A 21,488-nucleotide genomic window follows, 5' to 3' on the forward strand; every position below is an offset into this window, starting at 1 on the left:
AATGTTCCGTCAACGGAGTGGTCGACCAAACCTGGCAGTGTCACTATGCGATCGGTTCGATCTTGTCGAAACGGTTTGCTGGATAGCAGTATCCGCATGTGCGCTGGAGGTGATGACCAGGTGGGTGGCAGTCGGCTGGATTCCTATAAGGATTTGCTGCGTACTGCGAAGTCGAAGACGGTCAAGGTGCAGGACGGTATCGATACCGTAGTGAACACCCTGGTCTCCTCCATCGGATCGCGTGGTGAACCTTGGGGCAACGACACCTTGGGGAAGAACTTCTCCGACGGCGAGAACGGGTATATCGCCAGCAAGGGCAATATCGTGCAGGGCGCCCGGAACATGTCGGGCACCTTCGGCAACTTCGCCAAGGGGCAGCAGGAAGCGCTGGATTACCTGTCCACCATGGACACCGGCAATGCCGGGGCCTACCAGCAGGCCAAGCGGGTGCGATGACCAACGAACGCGCCAAGGCCGATCTCAACGACATTCTCGATGGCTTCGCGCAGCAGATGCGCACCATCACCCAACTGCAGAAGGATCGCGCCGTGCTCACCGCGACCGCGACCGTGCGCAAGCGGGTGACCGTCACGGTGAACGCCGAGGGCACCGTGATCGAGACCAGATTCGCCTCGGATATCGAGGATCTCGACTACGAGGAGATCGCGAAGGCGGTCACCGAGGCCGCGCAGCAGGCCGCCGCCGAGGTGGTGCGGCGGCCAGGAGGTGATGGCGCCGGTCTCGCAGGGCAGCCGTCGCCTGCCCAAACTGGCCGAACTGATTCCGGGCATGCCGGACCTGAGCAAGGAATTGACCATCCCGGCCCCGCCGGTCGTCTCCACCGCACCCCCGAACTCACCGGAACATCGTGCGGCGCAGCCGACTTCGGAATCCGATGGCACGGTCACCCGGCGCGGCGGAGCCACCGACTCCGGGTGGTAGGTGTAGCCCGCGTTGGGTGATATCGAGTTTCCCGAATCCCTGGAATGGGTGGGCTGGCTGGTCGGCATGGAATGGCCGGACGGCAGCGAAACCCAGATGTGGGAGCTGGCCGGTGATTGGCGCCTGGGCGCCGACGGACTGCGAAATCTGCTGTCCGCCATCGACGATGCCAGATACGCCACCATTGCCGCATACCCCGAGGGCGAGGGTATGGAGGCCATGGTCAAGGCGTATGACGTCTTGCAGGGCAAGACCAATGGCAAAGACGACACCTCCATTCAGGATCTCGCCAAGTACTTCGAGGATCTCGGTGAATCGGCCTACTCGACCGGCACCGAGATCGAGTACACGAAGCTGATGTTCTATTCGTCGCTGGCCCTGGCCGCGGCGGAAATCCTGGCGGCGTGGCTGTGGCCGCCGACCGCGCCCGCGGTGGAGGCGGTCGTGGTCGCTTTCACCCGCGTCGCGGTTCGAATGATCGGCGCCCGCGCGGCCCGCGCCATCGCGACCTATGCGGCGCGGATGGCCGGGGCCTCGGCCGTGAAGTTCCTCCTGCGGCATGTCGCCATCGATCTCACCCTGGGCACCGTCCAGGAGATCGCGGTGCAGCAGTACCAGGTGAACTCCGGTAAACGGAAGGACATCAACTGGACCCAGGTCGGCATTACCGCCATCAGCTCCACCGCGGGCGGCGCGGCGGCCGGTCCGTTCGGCGGCTGGCTGGGCAACAAGCTCGGGCGGGCCGGGGTCAATAACGTCGTCAATGCCGGAATCACCGGCGTCGCATCGGGATTGGTCGGCGCGACAGCGGGTTTCGCCGCCGGTACCGGCGCCCAGTTCGGCGTCGACGTCTACAAGGACGGCTGGGACAAGGCCGTCGAGAACCTGAAGAACACCCAGTTCGATCCGCGCATGCTCACCTCGGGCGCCTTCCAAGGCGGCCTGTCGGGCCTCAGCCATGCGGGCGCGGACCGCTTCTACAACGGTCCGCCGGGCGTGCCCCCGATGCCGACCGGCGGCACCAACCCGTACAACGGGCCGCAGGGCACGAACCCGTACAACAGCCCGGGCGGCGTCGATCCGTCCAATGATCCGGGCGCGAATGATCCGAACCGCGGCCGCGGTGACGACGGGACGCGCCCCCGGGCCGACGATCCGGCCAGCCAGAACCGCCCGGAGGGCAGCGGCGAGAACAACACCCGCCCGGAGGGGCGCGGCGAGAACAACACCCGCCCGGTGGGTGACGACACCTCTCGCAATCCCGGGGACGACAACACGCGCCCCGCGGGCACGGACGAGAACCGCGGCAGCGCACCGGATTCGGGCGAGAATCGCGCGACCGATCCGGAGCCGCGGGCCAATGCCCCGGAAGGCGAGCAGCGCACCGCGCCGACGACCGGCGGGCAGCCGGGTGCGCAGCCGGGCGGGCTGCAGACCAATCCGGCCGGTTCGGATACCGGTGCGCCCGATACCTCCTCACCGCACGACACCGGCCGCGACACCGGGCGTGCCGATACCTCCGAGCGCGCTCCGGCGAACACCAATGAAGGTGCCGGTGGGACGGGGCGCGATGATCGGCCGGGCGCGAATACCGACACCCGGGCTGGCGACCCCGAGTCGTCGACACCGCGTGACTCCGACCAGGGCTCGTTGAGCAGCCCGGCCCGCGACATCGACGCCCCCTCTGACCCCGCCACGCAGGGCAGGCCCATCGACTCCGACTCCGATTCCCCCACCACCAGTGGGGATTCGAGCCCTGAATCTCGGGTGAACGCGCGCAGCGACGCGCCCCCCGCCGCCAACGCCGACGTACTGAATGCCGGAAATACCACGGCGGGAACGCAACCCGGCGCGGTCGCACCTGTCATGGGCGGTGCGCCGAGCCCGGCCGCCGCGGGCCCGCCCTCGACCGCCGGTACCACTCCGACAACCGGCGGAACCACCTCGAACCCCGCAACGTCGAGCCCCGCAACGTCGAACACCACGACGACCAGCCCCGCAGGCACGTCGGCCGCCAACCGCGTGGCCGGTCCCGCCGTCCCGGGTCAGGTCGAGCCCGCCGGGTCCGCTCCCGATTCCCGTGCCGGAATCGACGGTCGTACAACGGGAGTCGTATCCGGGGACGCGAACCCAGGCTTGCAAGCCGGTTCCAGCGGCGTCGAACCCGACGCTCCCACAAGCAATGTCACCGATCGCGGCGACCAGGCCCTGACGCAGACTGCCGAGCCGATCGCCGACGCCCCGGGCGCCCGCGATACGGAGGGTGGGCTGCTGATCGCGCCGATTCCCCTGCCGGACGGCGCATCCGCGCCGACGCAGCGGGATTACGAGCGGGCAGCGCGGGCCAGCCGCGCCGATCGCGGCGATGGTTCGGTCGCGCATCCCGCGCGGGCGGGCGAGGCCGGGCGCGCGGACGGCGGTTCGGGGCGTGACGGCGCGGATCCGGCGCTGCTGCACGGCGGTGACGAGCCCCCGCAGGACGCCTGGTCGGATCTGTCTGCGGAGGAGGTGGCCGCCGAGCTGGAACGGCGCTGGGCGCATCTGGAGCCGGAGGGCTTCACGGTCGAGGGCTTCGATCGTCCGGGCATCGATCCGGAGGTGGCGCGGGAGTTCGCGCGTGCGGTCGACGGCATGATGCGCAACTACCCGGAGGGCGATCTGCGCGGTATTGCCATCGAGCCGATCGCCGATCCGGACAAGTACGCCGAGACCGATCCCGGCACCAGCGCGGATCCGCGCAACCGGATCATTCTCAGCGAGGGTTACGCCACCGATCCGCAGCGTTTCGCCGACAATATCGCCGAGGACGAGGCCGCCGGTGATCTGGTGCCGGGATCGGCGCTGCGGCCGGTCCATTCGACGATCGTGCACGAGTTCGCCCATGTCCTGGACTTCACCTCGGACACGGTTTCCCGCGATGCGGCCTGGGATGCGCTGCTCGACCACTACGAGGACGCCTACCGTGTCACCGATTGGACCGATGCCGAATACGCGCGGTTCGACGAATGGGTGCGCCAGCTCAGCGATTACAGCTTCTACGACGACGGCGGCTTCGACCCGATCGAGGCGCTGGCCGAATCCTTCACCGATGTCGAACTCAACCGCGAGTTCGCCAGCGAGCCCGCCCACGTCCTCTACGACCTGCTGATCGGCAATACCGAGAACGCCTCCGGCACACCGCAGGACGCCGCCGCCCGCCCCGACGCGGGCGAGAACCGCGAACCCGCCGACCGCCGCCGCCAGCGCCAGCCCGAACCCGAACGCCGCCCCACCCCCGAGCCCGACCCGGAACCGGAGCAGCCCACCGCGACCCGCCCGGACAATCCAGTTCAGCAGCCCGCCACCGAGACTCGCCCCGACCACCCGGTGCAGCAGCCCGCGTCCGAAACCCGGCCGGACAACCCTGTGCAGCGACCGGCGTCCGAGACTCGGCCCGACAACCCGGTCCAGCAGCCGCTGCCGGAATCGGAGACCGCCCCCGAACTGCAACCGGCCGAGGGCGGTGGCGGGGAGCCGCCCAAGCCGCCGGACGCCGCGCCCGCCCCCGATCCGGATGGTCCGGAGGGTCGTCCGGACCGTTCCGATGGCCCGGACGAGTGGTTCGACCGCATGCGCGCCGAGCAGGCCGATTGGGAAGCGCGGATGGATGCCGAACGCGCCCAATGGCTGCGCGAGCGGGCCGATGAGGACACCTCCGACAGCATCGAGGCGCGATACGCCCGCCTCGAGGCCGATAATGCCGAGTGGCTGGCCAAGATCGCCCAGGACCGCGCCGAATGGCTGTGGGACCTGGCCGGTGGCCGCCCCGAACGCACCCCCGACGCCCAGCACCCCGCCGAACCCCAGCCGCAGTCAAACGGCGGCGGCCAGCAGCCGCCCGGCGGCACCCCCGGCGCCCCGCCCGCCGCCGACCCGGACGAACCCAACCCCGCCCGGGACAACGACCCGAACGACGTCACCCAGCCCCTGCCGGACCCGTCCCAGGCGACGACCCAGCCGCTGCCGCAGAATTCGGTGCCTGACCCGTCTCGAGTGACGACCCAGCCGTTGCCCGCGCCGGATCCGTCTCAGGCGACGACTCAGCCGCTGCCGCAGAATTCGGTGCCTGACTCGTCTCAGGCGGTGACTCAGCCGTTGCCCGCGCCGGATCCGTCCGAGGCTGTCACGCAGCCGCTGCCCGCGGCGGGTGAGCTGGAGACGACGCCGCAGGCCGGGGTGGCCGAGCCGGTGGGGGAGAGCCCGACGCTCGTGCTCGACACCGATCCGGTGCCGGAGGCGCTGCGTCCGGCGCGGGACTTCCTGATGGAATTGCCGCCGGAGGACGGGGTTTCGCGGTCGCCGGAGGAGCTGGCGTATGCGCGGCGGCTGGCCGAGGCGCTCGGGTTGGGGCCCGCGTTGGCGCGGCATCCGGATCCGCTCTCGGTATTGCGCGACATTGCCGAGATGGCGCGGGCGCGTGGGTATTTCGGGGACGCGAGCCGAGGCGAGCCGCCGACGCGGATGCGGCATCCCGAGGACTTCGAGCCGCTCACCGCGAGGGAGCGGTACGGCGACGAGGAGTACTGGCGGACCGAGGTCGATCAGGATCAGCTGCGCGCCATGGAGGCGGAGCTGGATCGCCTCGGACTTACCGATCGCCTGGCCGGTGCCGTCGACGACGGAGCTCCCGCACTCCAGGCGGGTCCGGCGCGGACCGAGCTGCCCGCGGGGCCGGAGAGTCCAACGGTTCCGCTGCGCCCGGACAATGCGGCACAACAGACCTCGCCCGAACCACAGTCCTCGCCCGGTCGTACGGAGGACACCGATCCGCGCGCGGTTCCGCTGGATCAGCTGCAACGCGAGCTGGCCGACCGCCTCGGCATTCCCGAGGCGGACCGCACCCCGCAAGGGCTGGCGGACGCGGCCGGTGAACTTCAGTACCGGTATCTGCTGCGCGCCGGTGGTCTCGAGGCGCTCGCCGAGGCCACGGCGCGCCGCGATGCCGCCACCGATTCGGAGCAGCGCGCGCTGCACGCCGCGGACGCCGAGGACTGGGCGCGGCGGCTCGGCATCGATCCGGAGCGGATCGCGCCCGAGCGGCTCACCCCGGACGCCCGCGACGCCGCCCTCGCGGATCTGCGCGCCGAAATCCTCGGTGACGCAATGGATGCCGCCGATCTGCCCACCGCCGACCGGCATGCTCCGGACGAGCGTCGCGCCGTGCTCGAGGTCGATGGCGAGCGGGTGCACGTGCGCCTCACCGAGGGCCCCAACCGCACCTGGCGCGCCGAACAGACCACCCGCCCGGGCACGCCCGACGCACCGCCCGCGCGTCCGGCGGAATCCGCGCCGGAGAAGCGTTCCCTGGTGCGCCGCCTGTGGGAGAGGTTCATCGGCCGGGATCGCGCGATCGAGCCGAAGTACCCGTCGGGCTCCGGACAGGACGGCGACTACCAGTCGCAGCTCGCCTCCGAAATTGCGCATGCCGCGGGCAGTGATGTCGTCCTCGACGGCTTCAACCCCATCCGCATCGCGAAAGAGGTTGCCACGCTGTGGAAGGCGCGCGATCGCCTGCCGCTGCTGCGCCTGTTCACCAGCCGCGTGGCCGCGGAGACCGGTGACGGCCAGGCCATGCGCCACCGCGACGGCGAGGAATTCGAGCCGTGGCTCACCGAGGTCGATCCGGCACAGCTGCGCGAAATGTCCGAGGATCTGCGCCGGGCCGGAATGCATTCCGCCGCCGACGAGATCGACGACTACCTGAAGCGCGGCGCACAGCCGGATCCGGCCGAGCAGGCCCCGGAATCGCCCGAGCAGCACCGGGATCTGCCGCAGGATGTGCGGGATGCGCTGGCCGAGCTGGGAATCCAGCTCACCGACACCAGCCCGGAGGCGCTGCGCCGCGTCCTCGACGAGGCCGTCGCCCTGCAGATGCGCCGCGCGGGCGCGGTGGAGGCGCTCGCCGTTGCCGCGGCGCGCTACAACGACGAGGACACCCGCATCGCCTTCAGTCGCGATGTCAACTTCTTCGACAATGACCCCATGGGCCGCTTCCTGCGCGAGCTGGCGGCGGCCAACAATCAGTTCGCGCCGTTCCTGGATTCGCAGGGCGTCAACAATGGCGCCGAAGCCCCGTACGCCTTCGGTGATCTCAGCCCGGAGGAGGTCCGCTACGACACCGGGCTGAAGTCCATCTTCGAACATGCGTTGCGCCGCAACGAGATTCGCGACGAGCGCTCGAACTGGTCGCAGCTGCTCGCCACGGCCCTCGATGATCTGACGCCGGAGCGCCTGGCGCGTTTCCTCAGCGATCAGCGCATGAGCGTGCGCGACGCCGCCGATGCGCTGGCTCGGCTGGAAGAGGCGCTCGACAACCACTTCCCGGACGAGACGCCCGATGCGAACGATCTCGCACAGCGCCTGGCCGACGATGCCGCCCGCGCCTGGGTGGACGGGCGTGGCGGCGTGCTGCTCGACCACAATCTCGGCCTCGTGCCCGGCGACACTCCGGACGCGCCGCCCCGGCTGGTCGTGCTCAGCGGTGAGGCGAACCACGGCCGGATTCTCGCCGATGCGTTGACCGCGGATCCGCGCCTACGTGATCTGGTCAATGACGTTGCGGTGCAACCGGATTACCGCCTGCTCGGCATCGACGAGCAGGGCCGTCTGCATGTGGTGCCCGGTGATGCGCCGCAGGTCCGGCACATCGACGAGATGGTGGATGGCCGCCGCCTGTCGGCGACCCTGGTGCGTTCCGAGGACGACGGCTACTGGCAGTTGGTCCCCGGCCGCACCGATCTCGCCGAGTTCGCCGACTCGGACCACCCGGACGAGGTGCTGGCCGCCCGCAACGAGCTCGCCGACCGGATGTCGGTGTACAACGTGGACCTCGCGCCCGGCCGCCTTGACGACGCCATTGCCGCACTGCGGCACGATAATTCGGTGCGCGCGGCCTAGATCGAGGGTATGGCGGACTTCATCCGCAGCAGTGACGCCATCGACAATTTCAATCGGCTGGCGGCGGCGCGGGACCGAATGTCGCTGCGCCTGAGCATTGATCCCGCCGATCTGACCCCGGAGCTGCTGGCCGGGAACCTGACCGATCCGGAGACGCCGCGCCCGCGCCGCCGCCAACAGATCAAGGATCTGCTCGACTACGCCAAGCTCATCCGGGGCGTGGACGCCGACGACGCCACCGCCGCGCTCGACCGGCTGAACACCGCACTCGGGATGGATCTCGCCGCCAACCGGGCAACGGCCAACCTGCTGGCCGACCCGCCGCCCGAGGTCGTGGCCGCGCTCACCGAATTCGCCCGCACACTGGGCGATCTCGACCCGTACACCGATCGGCTCCGGTTCGACCCGGCCACCGATCCGCGCGCGGTCGACGGTGAGGTGGCCATGCACGATCCCGCCGCGCCGGATCTGCTGCGCGACGCGTGGGACCGCGACGGCATGGTCGGCGAGCCCCGCTCGGACGATCCCTCGGATGCGCCGACGGTGTGGGCGCGTCTGCTCGGTATCGACCTGACCCCGCCGAATGCGGCCGAAATCGCTGCGGCCGGTGGAGATTTCGCCGCCGCTGAGCAGGCCTACTGGGCCCGCGTGGCCGAGGTGTACGACCTGTACCGTGACGGCCGCCTCGACCAGCACGAGCGCCTCACCCCCGAGCAACTGGCCGCCGAACTCGACGAGCTGCGCGCCGAGGTGCGCGCCCGCGACGCCGAGATCGACGCCCTGGAAGCCCTGGCCGCCCGCTACAACGAGCTCACCGCGCCCGCCTCGCTCACCCCCGATCAGGCCGCCGCCGACCTCGCGACAGCCGCCGCCGACCGCGACAATGCCCTCGCCGCAAGGGATTCCGCCCTGCGCGCGATGGCCGCCGACACCGACCCGGATCGCCCGATCCGCTCCTCCGACCTCACCCCCCAGCGCCTGTCCGGCGCCCTCGACTACCTGTCCCACCGCTCCGACCCGTCCGGCCCCCGCTACACCGAAGCCCAACTCGACAACTTGCGCCAGGCCGCCGAAGCCCACCACCGCGCCGAATCCGCCCTCCGCACCGCCGAAGCGGGCCACGAAGCGGCCACCCGCCCGCGCCCCGCCGACGAACCGACCCAGCCTGTGGATCCCCGCGAGGCGTGGATGCAGCGGGGCGAGGACCCGGCGCAGCCCGTCGATCCCCGCGAGGCGTGGATGCGGCAGGGTGAGGAGCCCGCGCAGCCGGTCGATCCGCGTGAGGCGTGGATGCAGCGAGGTGAGGAGCCCGCGCAGCCTGTGGATCTGCGGGTGGAGTGGATGCAGCCCGGACAGGAGCCCGCCCAGCCGGTGGACCCGCGGGCGGAGTGGATGCAGCGTGGCGAGGAGATGCCGCAGGCTGAGCAGGGTTTGCCGCAGCAGCCAGCTGAATCACCTGCGGGGCAGCCGGTTTCGGCACCCGGGGATTGGCCGCGCGCGGGGCTGCCGCAGGTGTACATTCCGACCAGTCCGCAGATGCGGGCGGAGCTACAGCAGGCGGTCGACCGTGCGCACCAGGCGACCGAGCGCGCCCGGATCGCTCTCGACGAGGCCGAAGTGCGGCTCGGCGAGATCGCGGACGACCTGGGTGTCGCTCTCACCGAGGCGGGTGTCGGCCCGGCCTGGCAGCGGATCACCGAGTGGCTGGATGCCGAGAATGCCCGGCTCGAGCAGCTCATGGACCCGGATTTCCGTCCGGACCGCACCGTCCCGGAGTACTTCGCCGACCGTGACGCCGCACAGCAGCGCCTCGACGAACTGCGTCCCATCCGCAATGCGGCGAACGACGCCCGCACCGCCGCCATCAACGCCCGCAACGAGGCAGCCAACGCCTGGAGCGATGTCAACCTGCTGGCCGCCCGCGACATCATGACCGCTTCCGGCGCCCGCGTGGTGTCCGACGCCGCCGGAATCCTCCCCGGCAACCCCCAGCGTGTCCTCGTCGTCACCCCGCTCGCCGACCCCACCCCGGCAATCGGCCCCGACCTGCGCGACTCCCTCGCCGCCCAGGGCATCCCGATCGAGTACCGCCAACTGGAAATCCACCCTGACGGCCAGATCACTCACGTCCAGATCACCCCGCCCACACCCCCGAGCGCCCCGACCCCTCCGGCCCAGCCGCCGAGCACCCCACCGCAGTCCCCGCAGCCGAGCGCCGAGCCCGCACAGCAGCCTTCGGCGCCGCCCAAGTCGGGAGACGAGGGAGGGGAGCCGCCGCAGACCGGTGGACCCGTCCGGCCCGGCGGTCCCAGCGAGCCCGACTCCGGTCCGACTCCAGTGGCCCGACCGGAGCCCGCGCCCGAGGGCTCGGACACGACCTCCGGCGATCGCGATCCGGTGTCGCCACCGAGTACGGACGAGCCGACCCCGGATGCGGGTGGCGGGTCGCAGCAGCCACCGTCGGAACCTCCGGCGCGCAATGCGGACGATGACGGCGAGCCCTCGGAGCCGGGTGGGCAGCCGGATGAAGGCGGGCCGCAGGCGGAGACGCCGCGCGCGGAATATGAGCGCTTGCTTCAGGAGCGCCGGGAGTTGGCTCGGGAGCTGGAGTTCCAGCGGGCCAAGCGGGACGCTCGGGTTGGTCGGTTGCTGGATGTCGGTGATCCGGAGGCAGCGCTCGGTACCCGGGATCGATTGCAGCAGAACGCGCTTCGGTTGTTCGATGAGGCCGGGTCCCGGGTTGTGGGCGTCGGCGACGAAGGTCGGCATCAAGAGCGGGTGCAGAACAGTCCTGCCGAGCAGCAGCGCAGGCTGGCCGAGGTTCGGAAGCTCATTGCCGCGGCGGAGGAGGTCATCGGGCTGCGGGAGCAGGTTCGGGAGATCGACCGACGGATTCACGAGTTGGAGCGGGACAGGGCCGCTGCGGGTCTGCCGCGGCCCGCGGAGGTCATTGCCGAGATGGATCGGCTGGCCGCGGAGCGCGCCGACGAATTGCAGCGGATCAAACCGCGGCGGAACGACCGCGACGAACTGGCGCTGGATCTCGGCTCGCTCGATGCGGAATTGGCGCACCTCGCGGCCGAACAGCGCCCAGGTGAACCGGATACCGTTGAACGCCTGCTGAATACCGATGGATCGGTCAACGAGGCGGCGCTGAGCCATGAGAATCTCGGCGAGCTGCTGCGGCGGCTGCACGAGGCATTCCCTGAGCGCGCAGGCGATCTCGACCGGTTGCGTGCGGCCGCCGAGGATGTGAACCAGGCGCACAACAGGATCGGCCGCATCCAGGACGAGATGGCGCGCATCGCCGGGGAATGGCGGCGCATCGCCGACGGCGAGGGTGCGCGCATGGTGACTCCCCGGGTGGCGATCGCCGACGGGCAGCCGCGGCGGATCATCGTCTTCGGCCCGCGCGATGAACTCGGCCGCCCGTTCGCCGACCACGATCGCGCGCTCGCCGAGGCGCTGCTCTACTTCCCCGAAGTGGCACAGGCCCTCGCGGATCCGAATACGGTCGTGGAGCGCCTGCGGGTCACCGTCGGCCGCGACGACGAAGTGTCGGTGACCCGCTCCGAGCTGCCGGTGAATCGCCTTACAGCAGGCGGGAACTGGAGCGACCGCGTGCTCAGCACGCGCTGGCGGGACGGCGACGGCAACTGGCACGAGGTGAATCAGACCCGGCCGAACTGGACCGAGAATCGCGGTTCGGACGCGTGGCCGGACGAGTTCAAGCTGGATATGGCGCAGGGTCTCAGCGGCTGGGCCGCCGACCAGGTGCAGGGCGCCGTCGTGGGCGCCGTCATCGACCGCGTCAGCGGACTGCCGCCGGGCGCCCAGAACCAGGATCTGTTGCCGCACATACCCGGTGGCAAGAAGCCCGTCGCCGACCCGGACGAACCGACCTTCGTCCTCCCGTTCGCGGACTTGGCGTCCAATGTCATGCGGATCATCCTGGAAGTCGCGAAGCTGTTCGGCTTCACCTGGTTCGGCGACTCGGCCCAGCCCGCCCGAATCAGCCCGAAGTTCAAGGGTTCGGTGCTGTTCGGGCAGCGCGTGGGCGAGATCCAGCCCATGATCCGCGAATTCGATCGCGGTGAGCACGCCGCCGATGTCGAGCCGTCCAGGCCCTGGCACGAAGCGAACCAGGCCGCCGCCGAGCGATGGGCCGCGGTACAGCGGTGGGCCGACGAGCAATACGACGGGTTCCTCCACGACGACGTCCGGGACGGTCCCGACAACGACGTCGCTGCCATAGCCGATAACCTCGCCGCCTACCGCGACGCCCGCCGCGAGGACCTGCGCGCCTTCATGAACGAGGCGCTGAGCGTATTCGCGAACCGTCCGGGCGCCAACCTGACCAAGCTGATCGCGCGTGTCACCGGCCTCCTGGGCTCCGAGAACGCCGACTACGCACGGCAACTCGCCACCGACCTACGCGACAACCTGCTGCGTGTCCCCGCCGACGACCGCGACGAACTCTTCCGTGCCCTCGACGAACAACTGCGCGCCGCGGTGGACAACATGCTCCCCCCGGCCTTCACCCCCGAGCAGGTCCAGCAGATCAAGAACCACCTGATGCGAGACCCGCACTGGTACCTCGACCCGGTCCACAACCAATGGCGCCAGGCCCCCCTCGACGCCGTAGCCGACGTAGCCGAAGCCTGGAACCGCCTCATAGCAGGCAACCCCCTACCCCCCGACATCCTCCTCCTCCAAGACGCCCTCGCCGAGTCCAACTTCCTCCGCGCCAACCCCAACGCCACCTGGGCCGACGCCAACGCCGCCGTAGCAGCCATCGACGGCTACCACTGGGACGCCCACCGCCCACCCCTAACCGGAAACCGCGCAGGCATCCCCTACGTCCCCGGCCCACCCCAATCCCGTCCCTACGGCGAACCGGAGACCCCCGACGCCCCGCCGACCCCACCCATCCCACCCCGCCCGACCTATCCCCCCCGCCATCCCGCCCCAGCCTCCCATTGCATCGCCGGAGGCTCCCCGTCCGCACGCCGCACCCGAACAGTCAGCCCCCCAGCCGAATTCAGCCCAAGAACCGCACCGGGGCCCGCAAACCAACGAGCACGGCCACCTCACCCCACCCGCCGAGCCGAAGCAATCCGGCGATTCGCAGCGCCAGCCCGTTGCGGCCGACCCGACCACAGAGCAGCCGGATCAGCCAGAGCCGCAGCAGGATACGAGCTCCGGCGAACAGCATGACGGCTCTGCCCCGGTGGGCACGGCCACCGACGAGTCCGCGCAGTCCGCGACACCCGAGTACGACGAGCCGAGTCGCCGGCAACCGCGGAACCCGAGCGATCCGGCCAACCGTGACACCAACGACCCGGCCGCCGCCGACAGCAATTCAACCTCGCCCGCCGAGGCCTCACCCCCGGGCGTGGATGAGGAGTCCCCCGGTGATGGTGATTCGACGCCGGGTGATGGTGACTCGTCGCCGGGTGATGGCGATCCGACTCCGGGTGACGATGGCGCGGCCTTGGATGAGGGCGAGCGGACCCCCGACGAGGGCGGTACGCCGCCGGGTGATCGCACTTCGACGCCGGGAAGCCCGGACTACCGCTACAACCCGAGCTGGCGCTCGCACCTCCCGCGTGTCCCCCGCGAGCTCGACGTCGAATTCCCGGACTACACCTCGGAACCGCCGCAACAGCCCGCCCCGTGGGTCCCGCCGCCGGACCTGCAAGATCCGTCGGACAACCCCGACGACCGCGACGATCCTCCGCAGCCGCAGCCGCAGCCGCAGCCGCAGCCGCCACAAGTACCGCAGCCGCCGCAGGTACCGAATCTGCCTGTGCCTACACAGCTTCCGCAGCCTCCGGAGATGCCGCGGCCGCCGCAGCTTCCGCAGCCTCCGGAAGTGCCGTGGCCTCCGCAGCTGCCGGAACCACCGCAGGTGCCGAATCCGCCTGTGCCGCAGGGGCTCTTGCAGCCAACGGAAATGCCCTGGCCCCCAGGCATTCCGACACATCCCGACGGCCAATGGCCGCCCGGTTTGCCCAAGCCGCCCGAGATGCCGTTGCCGCCGGACGGCAATTGGCCGCCGGGTGTTCCCACACCACCGGATTTCCCTTGGCCGCCAGGGGGTCCCACGCCTCCGGACGGTGGCTGGCCTCCGGATCTGCCTATGCCGCCGGGAGAGGGTTGGCCCTCGGGTCATTCCAAACCTCTGGGAGACGGAGGGGCGCCGGGCATTCCGTCGCTGCCCGGGTGGTTGTCGCCCGAGGATCAGATGAACCTCGGCACCCCGGGAGCCTTCGAGTCGTCGTATCCGACTGGACCGGGAGCGCCCGAGTCGTCGTACCCGGGTACACCAAGTACTCCGGGCGGGCCGGGTGCACCGTCGCATCCGGGGATGCGCGACTTGTTTGCGCCGGGTGCGCCTTCGGGCCAGCCGGGGGCGCTGCCGGATGGGCAGTCCGGGCATGGTGTCTCGTAGGCTCCGGGGGGAGCGCCGATGATGGGGTCGCCCATGGCCGGATCGGCTGCGGGTAGGGGTGGGAACGGGCATGGTGGGTCGCGCGGCGGGCAGCGGTTCCCGCGGGCGTCCGCACCGGTGCGCGGTGGGGCCATCTATTTGCGCGCCCATGGCGGGTATGGGGAGTTCGCGGTGCTGGACCCGGATACGGGGGCGTTGAGTTCGGCGCCGTCGGCGGGGGCGGTGTCGGGTGTGTACGGGGATATGGACGGGACTTCGATCTCGTTCTATCGCGATCAGGCCGGGCTGATCCTGCGGGTGGGCCAGCAGGTGATCGAATTGGACCGGATGGGTGCGGGGGCGGCTTGGGAGCCGGGTGGGCAATTCCATTGGTTCGCGGTGTACGTGGGCGGGAATTACCTGTGTGAGCTGCGGTATCGCCCGGTGGAGGCGGATGCGGACCTGGGTCTGCTCATTCGTGACGTACTGGCCGATCCCTTGCGGCGGTCGGGAATCTTCGGATGAGACGACGGTGTGAGTTCTTCGATTTTTACGATTTCGGCAACCGCGCGGTCAGCCGGGATATGTGATGCTGACAGTTGGTTCGACACGAACGAGGAGGATGGACGTGCGCGCAGACCGCCCGAGCAAGGAGCAGTTGCGGCGGAATTTCGAGGCCGTGCTGGCGGATGTGCTGGCCGGACGCGGTGTGCGCACCGAAACCGGCCTGGATTCGCCGACCGAGGATGCCCTGTGGGCCATTGCCCGCGCCCATCCGAACGCCTCCGCGGAACTGGTCGCGGCCGCCCGGCAATCCCTCGCCGGTCAACTGGACGGCAGCAATGCCGCCCGCTGGCGCGCCGACCTGGAACGCATGTTCAACGAAGGCCGCCCGGCCACGGACGGCTGATCGCCGTGCAACAGGCGTGGTGCCGACCGTAGTTCGCTGAATCAGGAGGATGGACGTGCGCAGAGGCCGCCCGAGCGAGGAGCAGTTGCGCCGCAATTTCGACGGCGCGCTGGAACAGGCCGTGCGCGGCAGCGGTGTCCGCACCGCGTCGGGGCTCGACGAGCAGACCGAGAAGGCGCTGTGGGTGGTCGCCGGTGCGAACGGCGCGGCCACCGAGGAGATGGTCGAGGCCGCGCGGCAGGCTTTCGCCGGTCAGCTGGACGGCTCCAATGCCGCGGCCCGCAAGGCGGCGATGGCCCGCGATCTGGAAGTGCGCGCGGCCCGCAAGCGCCGTCCGGAAAACTAGCGTGACGGCCGGATATCGCATACGGTTCGGGGCTCACACTGTCTCGAAGTGACCGCCCAGGAGACGATTACCACGTGACAATGTCCTCAGAGCCCATCGAAACCCCGAACGGGGCACCGGAATCCGCCACCGTCGGAGCATCGACCCTGGTGACCGGCGTGGTCGGCGCGTCCCTCAGTGGCGAAGTCGTCGGCGCTGCCAGCGGTGAAGTCGTCGGAACCGTAAGCGCGGAAGCGGAACCCACTCCGGATGTCGGCTTCTCCCTCGACGCTCCGCCCGAACCCGATGTGGCCGAGAAGACCCGCCGTATCGCCCATCGCATCGCCCAGGAACTGCTGGAGCTGGGCCCGCAGGGCTGGGCGCGCGTGCACGCGTCGTTCTCGGTCACGGTGAACGGCCAGCTGGCCCGCGTGGTGTTCTCCGACGACGAGCAGCGTCAGGCCCAGGTGCACCCGACCCCGGGAATTCACGCCCTGGTGGCCGAACACCGCACGCTCTCCGCCGAACTCGGCGACGGCCCGTGGTGGCGGTTCGAACTCATCCTCTCCGCCGACGGCGAGCTGGAGGTTGACCACGACTACGGCGACGACCCGTTCCCGGACGACCAATTGTTCGCTCCCGAGGACTATCTCGCCGACTTGGAGGCGTATCCCCGTGCGGCGCTGCCGGTTTGGCTGGCCGCCTACATCCGCCACGGCAACCGCCAGATCCGCACCCCGCAGCAGGCCGCCGCACAGGCGCGCAACGACCGCGAATCCGGTATCACCCCAGTGATTTCCGAAGACGACTTCCCGGATTTCCCCCTGCTGTGGGCCCGTTGGTCCGCCATTGCCGCCGCTTTCGTCGCCATCGGCTCGGAGTGGGGCCCGCGCGTCCTACCCGCCTTCGGCTGGTTCGAGGGCTCCCGCCGCTCCGGCTCCACCCTGTACTCCCTACCGGGCGGCCGCGCCGTGCTCTCCGGCGGCGTCTGGAACGCCCCGGAACTCGACTCCGCCTACAACACCGATGCCGCCCTGCCCCGCCTGTACGCCGGAGCCCCGGAATGGGTTGCCACACCGGTGCTCAACACTCGTGCCGCGGGCGGCATGCTGACCTTCTGCTACTGGTGGGAAGACGGCCGCTGGCACCGCGGCGAATCCCCGTCCTCGACCGAGCTGGCTTCGGCGGTCCCCGGTATGTGGACCGCGGACACTGTCGCCGACGTGATTATGGGTCTTGTCGCCGATCAGCCGACCGAATCTCTACGCGCCACAGTCGAATCCTTCGTCGCCGCCGCGGAACAAGGACGGGTCGATTACGTGTTGCTCACCGAAGTCTTCGGTGAGACAGCCGATTTGGATGGCGCCGCTTATCAGCTGATCTTGTCGGGATGTATGCGCGGCAGCGACAATCAACCTACTGTTCGATGAGACGGTGGATGGGAGCAGGACGTGGGTGACGAGAACAAATACGACAACCCTTGGCCGGGGCTGGCCCAGCAGGCCCGCGACGGTCGTCTGAAGCTCGACAAGGGCGCGGCCGAGGAGGCTGTCAAGTTTGCCGCGGACTGCGCGTCGTCGCTCGATCGCACGAAGAACATGAGTTTCCTGTTCCAGAATCACCGGGGTTTCAGCGACAACAATCACGTGCAGTCGGCGCTGCTGCTCGCGGGCCGGTTCGACAAGGAGGGGCGTCGCGTCGAGGAGATCCTCGGCAAGTTCATCGGTTTGGTGAATGCCATCGGTGACATCTTGCTGACCGCGGGCAAGCTTTACGACGCCCAGAAAGAAGATTCCAAGGCGGCTTTCGACAGACTGAAGAAGGACGCCGGTACCCGCGACATCAAAGAAGGCCCCAAGATCACCCCGAACGGCCAGGTGAAGATCCCCCAATGGGGCGCGACCGATGCCAATGGGGCGTTCGACAAGAAGCACGTCGGAGGTCTCGCCGATTACAGCGGGAGCAAGGACAAGCACTACACCGACCCGATCGGCGCCGAGGATCCGGGCGGCCGCGGCGGTGAGTGGTTCGACAAAGCTGGCGAGGGTATGAACCCCCAGGTCATAGCCGATCGCTCAGCCGACTGGACGTGGGTGGCCGACTCGATCGACCAAGACTTCGACAATCTCGTGCTACGCATGGAACGCTTGGAGCAGGACGAGAAGTGGACCGGTACGGGTGCGAAATCCGCCATTGCCGCGGTCAATAAATTCAAGGTCCAGTCCAGCGACCTGACCAACGATATGCGCAATATGGCTACGTGGTCATCGACGATTACGACATGGTGGCCACCGGCGGCCTCCAGAACCCCCTCGCCCCCCTGGTGGAGTACCTCCCCCAGGCCCGAGACATCGGCCTCCACGTCATCGTCACCCGCCGCATGGGCGGCGTCTCCCGAGCCCTCTACGACGGCGTCCTGGGCGCCATGAAGAACCTCTCGGTGGACACCCTGATGATGAGTGGCCCGAAGGACGAGGGAAAGCTCATCGCCGACGAACGCCCCCAGAAGCTCCCACCCGGCCGCGGCATGCTCATCTCCCGCAACATCGGCAAGGAAATGATCCAAATCGCCGACCTCCCCGGCTTGTAACCCATGCTCGCTCCGGGCTCCGTCCTAGGCGGCTACCGCCTCGAGCGAGTACTGGGCAGCGGTGGGATGGGAACGGTCTATCTGGCCGCCCATCCCACCCTGCCCCGCCGCGACGCGGTGAAGGTGCTGTGGCCGCATCTGACGGCGGACCCCGAGTACCGGGCCCGGTTCGAGCGCGAAGCGAATGTGGCTGCCGCGCTGGACCATCCGAATATCGTGTCGGTATACGACCGGGGCGAGGATCAGGGCTGCCTGTGGCTGGCGTTGCAGTATGTGCGCGGCGAGGACGCCGCCGTCGCCGTCGACCGTGAGCCCGGCGGCATGCCCCCGGAACGCGCGCTGCGGATCGTCACCGAGATCGGCAAGGGGCTCGACCACGCGCACCGGCGCAATCTGCTGCACCGCGATGTCAAACCCGCCAATTTCCTGCTCGCACCGCAGGAACACGGCGCCGAGCGAGTCCTGTTGTCGGACTTCGGAATCGCCAGACCCCATGACGCCGCCACCGAAATCACCCGCACGGGAACCTTTCTCGGCACCGTCGCCTTCGCGTCACCGGAGCAGTTCTCGGAAGGGGAGCTGGACCCGAGAACCGATATCTACGGCCTCGGCTGCTCGTTCTATCGCCTCCTGACCGGTCGGAACCCGTACCCCGGTCCGCAACCGCTGACGATAATGATCGGGCACCTGACCAAGCCGCCGCCCCGTCCCAGCACGGTGCGGCCCGATGTGCCCTCGGCGCTGGACGAGGTCATCGCCACGGTGCTGGCCAAGGACCCGGCACACCGATTCGGCAGTTGCCTCGAATTCACCACCGCCGCCGCGGCGGCGCTCGGAGAACACACCGCACCGAGTGCTCCGGTGCGTCCGATCGCCCTCGGTGGCGGACTGCGGGTCTCGGAACGTCGCGTACTGCCCGCGCATGTTCATCGGGACGAGTTGCTGGACATGGCCGGAATCTACGGGATCGCTCAGGGGCCGACCCGCGCGGTCGTCGGCCTCGGTGAGTCCGATCTCGGGCCGGTCGCCCTGGACTTCGGCGCCGATCCACATCTCATGATTCTCGGCGAGGCGGGGTGTGGCAAAACCACCTTGCTGCACAACATCATCCGGGGCATTGCGGACAACTTGACCGCGTATCAGGCTCGATTCGTTCTGGTGGACTACCGGCGGACGCTGCTCGGCGTGGTGGAAGGCGATCAACTGGCGGGCTATTCCACCCACGCGACGAGTTGCGCCACGATGATCAGGGAGATGGTCGAGTATCTCTCCCGGCGCATTCCCGGCCCCGGCGTGACATCGCAACAGCTACGGGACCGCAACTGGTGGTCGGGGCCCGAAATCTACGTGATCGTCGATGATCACGAACTCGTAGTCACCGGTGCGGGGAGTCCCGTGACGCCGCTGCTCGAATATCTGCCACTGGCACACGACATAGGTCTGCACGTGATCGTCGCGAGTCGCGCCAGAGGCAAGTCCCGCTCCTTGATCGGCGACGAACTCCTCGGCGCGCTGACGGACCACTCGGGCGACGCTGTTCTCATGAGCATGCCGGACGAGGACGGCGAGATCGTCGGCGATGTGCGTCCGAAGACCTTGCCGCCCGGCCGCGGCATCCTGGTCGGCCGGAGCCGCAGGAAGCAACTGATCCAAGTCGCGAACCTGCCCGGTTCGTAAACGAGCCGTTTTCGCCTATCCGGCGTGGAGTTGAGGGCGGGCCGGGAGGGCGGGTTGGGTCTGGTTTGTCCAGGTGGGAAGCCAACCGGCGGTGGGTCTTTCGAAAAGGGCTCTTGACGGGCCGGTGGCTTCGGGGCCTGCTATGCGGACGAGGGTGAAGCCCACGCGGCGGTAGTAGTCGTGGAGGGCGTGGTTGGTGGTCCAGGCGTCGAGGCGGACCCAGGGGAGGGAGAGGTCGCGGGCCTGGCGGGTGGCGTGGGCCAGGAGGGCCTCGCCTATGTGGTTTCCGGCGTAGCGGAGGTCGACGATCATGTAGTGGACGATGAGGGAGGACGAGAGTTCGACGGGCGTCCAGAGGCCTTGGTCGGCGCGGTTGTTCAGGGTGATGGTGCCCGCGGGGTGGCCGTCGACCTCGGCTATCCAGGTTTCGCCATTGTGGACCGAGGTGGCCACAGACCGGACGAAGGTCTCGATGGGGAGACCTCGTCCGGCCCTGGTCCATTGGTCGCTGCCGCGGGCCGCCAGCCAGTGGGTGCGTTGGAGACGGAGCCTGGTGATGGTTCCCAGATCTCCGATGCGGGCCGGGCGGAGGTGCGGGTTCATGGCGAGCCGGGTAGGAGCGAACTTCCGAAGGAGTGGGAATTGCCTGGGGGACAAGGGGCCCCGAGGGATTTGCGGATGAGTTCGATGCCCGGATCGTCGCCCAGTTCGTAGGCGAGGCGATTGCGGGCGGCGGTGGAACGGTGACGGGTCACCCGGGTGATGCGCTCGCTGTTCGCGCCGATGCGGAGATGGTCGAGCAGGATGGTGCCGGGACCCACCCCGAGCACGGCCGCCTCCTCCACGGTGGCGGGACGCGACACCACGGTGTCGCGGTGTGCCGTCTCGGCCAAGCCGCGGTCGGCCAGGCGCCGGGTGGTGCCCTCCGGAATATCGTGCGGGACGTCAATCCCGGTGGCCTCCGCGAGATCTCGCGGATAGAAGCTGACCTTCCAGGACCACGGCTCATTGTCCAGGTACTGCATGACGGTGCGTGACACCACCCAGGAATCCTTCTCCACTCCCAGCCAGTGCGCCACCTCCGGACTGGCCGGTTCCATACGCGCACTGATCTGTTTGGACGGCTCCCGGCCCGCCTCGCGCGCTATCTCGACGAAGATATCGTGCGGGGTTTTCGGTCTGTCCGGCCGAATATGGTTGGTGACAACGGATTCCAGCACTTCCTGACTGCGAACGATCGTTCCTCTGGAAGTGGCCGTTTAGACCAGATTCTCGGCGACCAGGAGCTGAATGGCATTGCGAGCCGTCGTGATCGAGACATTCATCTGATCCGCCAGCTCGTTGTGGCTTGGTAGTCGATCGCCCGGTTTCCATTTGCCGGCGCGGATCTCCTCGCGGAGGAGGTCTGCGATCCGTTGATATCTCGGACCGTCACCCATGTCGCTCCTGGGTTGTTGCTTCAAGGCACCGAAGTCTACTCCGGTGGACGAACCGCCGTGTAAGGCTTGACAGCCAGGTTTAGAAGTTTATTGTAATGAACGTCCTGAATGCGGTGTTGTTCATTCGATGAACGCGAGGCAACGTGGCTGGTTCGGAGACATCTAATACGGTCGTTGTGGAATTGCCCGACGTGTCCCCGCAGTATGCGGACATTGAGGCGCAAACCCTCGCAACC

14 protein-coding genes are annotated in these 21,488 nt (G+C 69.0%); 11 read left to right on the top strand and 3 right to left on the bottom strand.

The genetic code is table 11. From position 1 onward, the window contains the following. The first annotated feature begins 153 nt into the window (after positions 1-153). The 11 genes from NC4_RS27060 (at position 154) to NC4_RS27115 (ending at position 19,813) form a co-directional block, all read left to right on the top strand. Positions 154-456 (top strand): hypothetical protein, encoded by a 303-nt coding sequence (locus tag NC4_RS27060; protein ID WP_157555248.1) that lies wholly within the window; start codon positions 154-156, stop codon positions 454-456. Next, positions 453-962, top strand: coding sequence for a YbaB/EbfC family nucleoid-associated protein (locus NC4_RS27065; protein WP_245721951.1), 510 nt, complete (start codon positions 453-455; stop codon positions 960-962). Before NC4_RS27060 ends, NC4_RS27065 begins: the two co-directional genes overlap by 4 nt. Further along, on the top strand, positions 955-7,878 hold the full coding sequence (locus NC4_RS27070) for a WXG100-like domain-containing protein (RefSeq protein WP_067543828.1): 6,924 nt from the start codon (positions 955-957) through the stop codon (positions 7,876-7,878). The genes NC4_RS27065 and NC4_RS27070 overlap by 8 nt, the downstream gene beginning before the upstream one ends. Positions 7,879-7,887: 9 nt before the next feature. After that, positions 7,888-13,095 (top strand): hypothetical protein, encoded by a 5,208-nt coding sequence (locus NC4_RS27075; RefSeq protein ID WP_067543830.1) that lies wholly within the window; start codon positions 7,888-7,890, stop codon positions 13,093-13,095. A 1,255-nt stretch (positions 13,096-14,350) separates the two neighbouring features. Next, positions 14,351-14,836 (top strand): hypothetical protein, encoded by a 486-nt coding sequence (locus NC4_RS27085; protein ID WP_157555249.1) that lies wholly within the window; start codon positions 14,351-14,353, stop codon positions 14,834-14,836. A 103-nt stretch (positions 14,837-14,939) separates the two neighbouring features. Further along, the gene (locus tag NC4_RS27090) at positions 14,940-15,221 is read left to right on the top strand and encodes a hypothetical protein (RefSeq protein WP_067544201.1); all 282 of its coding nucleotides are present in this window, start codon (positions 14,940-14,942) and stop codon (positions 15,219-15,221) included. Between the two features lie 49 nt (positions 15,222-15,270). Next, complete coding sequence (locus tag NC4_RS27095; RefSeq protein WP_067543836.1) at positions 15,271-15,567, top strand: hypothetical protein; 297 nt, start codon at positions 15,271-15,273, stop codon at positions 15,565-15,567. Between the two features lie 74 nt (positions 15,568-15,641). Beyond that, the gene (locus NC4_RS27100; RefSeq protein WP_157555250.1) at positions 15,642-16,976 is read left to right on the top strand and encodes a hypothetical protein; all 1,335 of its coding nucleotides are present in this window, start codon (positions 15,642-15,644) and stop codon (positions 16,974-16,976) included. Positions 16,977-16,997: 21 nt separating this feature from the next. Next, positions 16,998-17,975: a hypothetical protein gene (locus tag NC4_RS43275; protein ID WP_067543840.1), complete on the top strand. Its 978-nt coding sequence runs from the start codon at positions 16,998-17,000 to the stop codon at positions 17,973-17,975. Beyond that, positions 17,927-18,136 carry a hypothetical protein gene (locus tag NC4_RS43280; RefSeq protein WP_067543842.1) on the top strand — a complete coding sequence of 70 codons (210 nt, stop codon included), beginning with the start codon at positions 17,927-17,929 and terminating at the stop codon, positions 18,134-18,136. The genes NC4_RS43275 and NC4_RS43280 overlap by 49 nt, the downstream gene beginning before the upstream one ends. Positions 18,137-18,139: 3 nt before the next feature. After that, positions 18,140-19,813 carry a protein kinase domain-containing protein gene (locus NC4_RS27115; RefSeq protein ID WP_084529825.1) on the top strand — a complete coding sequence of 558 codons (1,674 nt, stop codon included), beginning with the start codon at positions 18,140-18,142 and terminating at the stop codon, positions 19,811-19,813. A 15-nt stretch (positions 19,814-19,828) separates the two neighbouring features. Here NC4_RS27115 and NC4_RS27120 read toward each other — a convergent pair whose 3' ends face one another. The 3 genes from NC4_RS27120 to NC4_RS43285 are packed head-to-tail and all read right to left on the bottom strand — an operon-like array spanning position 19,829 to position 21,252. After that, the gene (locus NC4_RS27120) at positions 19,829-20,416 is read right to left on the bottom strand and encodes a GNAT family N-acetyltransferase (RefSeq protein ID WP_084529826.1); all 588 of its coding nucleotides are present in this window, start codon (positions 20,414-20,416) and stop codon (positions 19,829-19,831) included. Continuing rightward, positions 20,413-21,033: a UTRA domain-containing protein gene (locus NC4_RS27125; RefSeq protein WP_245721952.1), complete on the bottom strand. Its 621-nt coding sequence runs from the start codon at positions 21,031-21,033 to the stop codon at positions 20,413-20,415. The genes NC4_RS27120 and NC4_RS27125 overlap by 4 nt, the downstream gene beginning before the upstream one ends. A gap of 39 nt (positions 21,034-21,072) precedes the next feature. Then, positions 21,073-21,252, bottom strand: coding sequence for a GntR family transcriptional regulator (locus NC4_RS43285; protein WP_245721953.1), 180 nt, complete (start codon positions 21,250-21,252; stop codon positions 21,073-21,075). Positions 21,253-21,488: the final 236 nt, after the last annotated feature.

Origin of the sequence: Nocardia crassostreae, assembly GCF_001613405.1 — a bacterium.
GTDB classification, from domain to species: Bacteria; Actinomycetota; Actinomycetes; order Mycobacteriales; family Mycobacteriaceae; genus Nocardia; species Nocardia crassostreae.